The organism is Kitasatospora sp. NPDC057542, assembly GCF_042801945.1.
Lineage (GTDB): Bacteria > Actinomycetota > Actinomycetes > Streptomycetales > Streptomycetaceae > Kitasatospora.
This window is the reverse complement of record NZ_JBHVFE010000620.1, coordinates 1-4,319: the sequence shown is the minus strand read 5'-3', so window position 1 is coordinate 4,319 and position 4,319 is coordinate 1. Positions and strand designations below refer to the sequence as shown.

Sequence of the window (4,319 nt, the reverse complement as noted above, 5' to 3'; positions counted from 1 at the left end):
CCGTAGGACCGGGCGCCCGGCCCGACGCCGGAGTCCGCGGCCGGGGCTCAGTGCCCGGCGAGCGCCTTCTCCCCCGCCTCGCGCATCGCCGCCAGCGGCCCGGGCGTCCGCCCGGTGAAGGCCTCGCTCTGCAGCACCGCCTGGTGCACCAGGAGGTCCAGCCCGCCCAGGACGGTCGCCCCGCGCCCGGCACAGGCGGCGGCCAGCGCCGTCGGCCACGGGTGGTACAGCACGTCGAACAGTGCGCCCGGCTCGGCGGGCAGCGCGTCGGCGAAGACGTCGGTCGCGCCGACCGGCGTGGTGGAGACGGTCAGCGGCCGGGCCAGCGCCTGCGCGCCGTGCTCCCAGTCGGCGGTGCGGACGGCCACGCCGAGCCGCTCGCCCAGCTCGGCCATCTCCCGGGCCCGCTCGGCGCTGCGCACGTAGACCGTCACCTCGCCGGTGCAGATCTGGGCGAGCGCGGCCAGCGCCGAGGAGGCGGTGGCCCCGGCGCCCAGCACGGCCGCCTCGGGCACCTCGGTGATCCCCCGCTCGCGCAGCGCGTTGACCAGCCCGGGAACGTCGGTGTTGTCCCCGGTGCGCCGGCCGTCGGCGGTGAACACCACGGTGTTCACCGCGTCCACCGAGCGGGCCGTCGCGCTGACCTCGTCGAGCAGCGGGATGACCGCCCGCTTGAGCGGCATGGTGAGCGACAACCCGGCCCACTCGGCCTCGTCCAGGGCGGCGACGAACCCGGGCAGCCCGGCCTCGTCGACCTCGAAGCGGTCGTAGCGCCAGCCGTCCAGCCCGAGCGCCGCGAAGGCGGCGCGGTGCAGGTCGGGCGAGAGCGAGTGGGCGATCGGCGAGCCGAGTACGGCCGCCCGGTGCTTGCTGGTCAACGCTGCCCCTCCGTGAACTGTCTTCCGACCGTGGCTACTTCTTGGTGGTGCAGTGGCCACGCGCCTCGTCGAAGCCGTTGCCGGCCGCCAGGCAGAACTCCTTGACGTTGGCGTAGTGCTCCTTGCTCGTCTCGGCGAACCGGGTGCTGGTCGGGGACATCGCGATGAAGTACAGCCACTTGCCGTCCGCCGGGTGCAGCACCGCGTTGATCGCGTCGTCGCCGGGGTTGGAGATCGGACCGGGCGGCAGGCCCTGGTTGATGTAGGTGTTGTACTTGTTGGACGCGTCGTCCATGTCCTTCCTGTCGAGCTCCTTGCGGCCCAACGAGTACTGGAGCGTGGTGTCCATGCCGAGCCGGTGGTTGATCTCGCCGCCGGCGGCCAGCCGGTTCTGGATGGTCTTGGCCATCTTGGCGAAGTCCTCGGGGTTGTTGCCCTCGCGCTGGAGGATGCTCGCCTCGATGAGCACCTCGTAGCCGGTCTTCAGCCCCACCGAGGCGGCCTGGGAGTCCAGGCCGGCGTACTTCTCGGTGGCGTTCTTCACCATCTGCTTGAGCAGGTCCTCGGGCTTCATGCCCTCGGCGACGTTGTAGCGGGTCGGCCAGAGGAAGCCCTCGATGTTGCCCTGCGCGTACGCCGGCAGGCCGAGGTCGTTGACCTGGGCCTTGGCGACGCCCGCCGTGGTGCCCGGCTGCAGCTTCAGCTTGGTGTCGATCAGGGTGTAGATCTCGGTGGAGTTCTTGCCCTCCGGGACCACGATCGCCGCGCCGCCCGCCTGGTTGAGCAGCTCCTTGAGCGCGGAGGCGGCCGACATCTCCTTCTTCAGCACGTAGTAGCCGTACTGGATGGTGCTGCACTTGGGCTCGGCCTTGCAGGCCGCGGAGAACGCGTCGACGCTCTTGACCACACCGGCGGTCTTCAGCGCCAGGCCGATCTGCCCGCCGACCGCGCCCTTCTTGACCTCGACCTGGACGGGGGTGGTGCCCTCGCCGGTGAAGTCCGGCGCGGGGCCGAAGTGGTCCTGCCAGAAGCCGTAGCCCCACCAGCCGGCCCCGCCCACGGCGCCGAGCAGTACCAGCGCGACCAGCAGGCAGGCGCCGCCGTTGCGGCGGCCCGACTTCTTGCCCTTCTCCTTGCGCTTCTTCTGGGCCTCGCGGGAGTCGTCCTGCTCCCCGAGGAAGCCGGCCTCCCCGGTCTCGGCGTGCTCGTCGAGGTACCCGTCGTCCTCGTGGCGGCCGTCCTCCTGGCCGTCCCACTCGTCCTTCCCGCCCTCGCGAGCGGCGCCCACCGGGTCGGCGCCGGCCTCCAGAGCGGCGGCCTCGGCCTCCCAGTCGATCCCGTCCGGGCCGGGGCCGGCGGCCGGCGCGGGCTCCGCGGCCTGCTGCGGCCGGGCCTGCTGCCGCGGCGCCTGCTGCGGCTGGACCTGCTGCTGCGGCACCTGCGGCCGGCCGCCGGGGAAACCCTGCTGCTGGTAGCCCTGCTGCTGCATCGGCGTCTGCTGCTGGGGCATCTGCTGCTGCGGGTAGCCCTGCTGCACCGGCTGCTGCTGCGCGTACCCCTGCTGGGGGTAGCCCTGTTGCGGCACCTGCTGCGGGTAGCCCTGCTGACCGCCCGGGAAGCCCTGCTGCTGCATCTGCTGCTGGGGCACCTGCTGCTGCGGGTAGCCCTGCTGCGCCATCATCTGCTGCTGCATCTGCGGCGTCATCTGCTGCTGCGCGTACCCCTGCTGCACGTCCCCGTACGGCTGCTGGGCCGCCTGGCCCTGCTGCGGGTACTGCTGCTGCCACTGGCCGTCCTGCTGGCCGGGGACCGGCTGCCGGCCGTCGTACCCGGGATCACCGGGGTGCCACGGCTCGCCCTGGGGGTTGTAGCCCCCGCCCAGATCGGTCATCGATCCCCTTAACCGACGGTGACGACCGGAGGATCAAACCGGCCGTCCGGGACGACGCGGTCCCGGCTGATTCTCGAACCGGCGTGCTAGCGCAGCGCCTGGAGGGAGACGTTACCGTACCGCAGCCTTACCCCCGCCCGGGCGGAAGCACCGTCAGTGAGCGATCTCACCGACGGCACACAACACCGTCACGGTGTCGTCGCACCGGTGCCCGAAGGTGCCCCCGCCCCACCCGGCGCCGCCGGGTCGGAGGACGGGCCCGACGCCGGGGCGCTCGGCTCGGCCGCCGCCCGGTTGGCGTTGAACTCCGCCACGTTGCGTTGCTGCACGTCGAAGCTGTCGGTGAAGCGGGTGTCCCCCGGCCTCACGGTGACGAAGTACAGCCAGTCCCCCGGCGTCGGGTCCAGCGCCGCCATGATCGCCTGCCGCCCGGGGTTGGAGATCGGGCTCGGCGGCAGCCCGGGGTGCAGGTAGGTGTTGTACGGGGAGTCCAGCTTGGTGTCGGTCACCGAGGTGTTCAGGGTCGAACGGCCGAGCACGTAGTTGATGGTGGAGTCCAGCTGCAGGGGCATGCCCTTGGCCAGCCGGTTGTAGATGACCCGGGCCACCTTGCCCATGTCCTCGGTGTTGTCGGCCTCGCCCTGGACCATGCTGGCCACGGTGACCAGCCCGTACACGCTCTGCCCGAGGTTCTGGGCGACCACGGTGGCGTCGTCCCGGTTGAACTCCGTGCCGGCCCGGTCCACCATCTGCTTCAGCAGGTCCAAGGCGGTGGTGTCCTCGGTGACGCTGTACGTCGCCGGGAACAGGTAGCCCTCCGGGCTGCCGTTGGTGAAGTCCGGCAGGCCGAGCTCGGCCCCGTGTTCCTGGACGGTCTTCAGGGCGGTGCCCTCGGGCAGGTTCAGCTTCCTGTCGATGGCCGCGTAGATCTGGTGGCCGCGCCAGCCCTCGGGGATGGTCAGGCCGTTGGCGTTGGCCGGGTCGATCAGGATCGCCAGCGCCGCCGCGGCCGACATCTTCTGCTTCAGCGTGTACGTCCCGGGCTGGATCCGCCCGGCCGCCGCCGCGCTGCCCTTCGCGGCCCGGGTGAAGGCGAGCGAGCTGGCCACCACCCCGTTGCGGACCAGCGCGGACGCGATCTGGGAGAGGCCGGCGCCCTCCGGCACCGAGACCTGCACGCTGCCGGTGCCCGGTCCGGGGAAGTCGGCCGCGGTCGGGGGTCTGCGCTGCGACTGCAACCAGGTGTACCCGGTCAGCCCGATCCCGCCGAACACCGCGACCAACGCGAGCGCGGTCAGCCCGCAGGCCAGTCTGTCGCGCCGCCGACGCGGATCCGGCGCATCGAGGCGCGGGCGGGGCGCGCCCGGCGGACGGCCCTCCGGCTCCGGCACCGGCGCACCCAGGTGCCCGGGGGTGAGCCCCGGGTGGAAGTCCTGGTCGGTCATGGCTCGCGCCCCCTCGACGGTCCCAGATCGATCCGGATCGATGCGAATCGATCCAAAACGGACACGGAAACGAATGAAGAGGGGTCCGTGCGGACGCGTCCGCAC

The 4,319-nt window shown here is 72.2% G+C and carries 3 protein-coding genes; all 3 read right to left on the bottom strand.

What is annotated here, in order from left to right:
• Positions 1-47: 47 nt before the first annotated feature.
• Complete coding sequence (locus tag ACFU7Y_RS40950; protein WP_380771480.1) at positions 48-878, bottom strand: shikimate dehydrogenase; 831 nt, start codon at positions 876-878, stop codon at positions 48-50.
• 34 nt (positions 879-912) lie between these two features.
• Entirely contained in the window at positions 913-2,769 is a 1,857-nt protein-coding gene (mltG, locus tag ACFU7Y_RS40945; protein ID WP_380771478.1) for an endolytic transglycosylase MltG, read from the bottom strand.
• A 188-nt stretch (positions 2,770-2,957) separates the two neighbouring features.
• Positions 2,958-4,214, bottom strand: a complete 1,257-nt coding sequence (mltG, locus tag ACFU7Y_RS40940; protein ID WP_380771476.1) for an endolytic transglycosylase MltG — start codon at positions 4,212-4,214, stop codon at positions 2,958-2,960.
• Positions 4,215-4,319: the final 105 nt, after the last annotated feature.

Coding starts and splice junctions, on each gene's coding strand:
- mltG (WP_380771478.1), bottom strand. CDS start 2,769: ATGACCGATCTGGGCGGGGGCTACAACCCCCAGGGCGAGCCGTGGCAC.
- mltG (WP_380771476.1), bottom strand. CDS start 4,214: ATGACCGACCAGGACTTCCACCCGGGGCTCACCCCCGGGCACCTGGGT.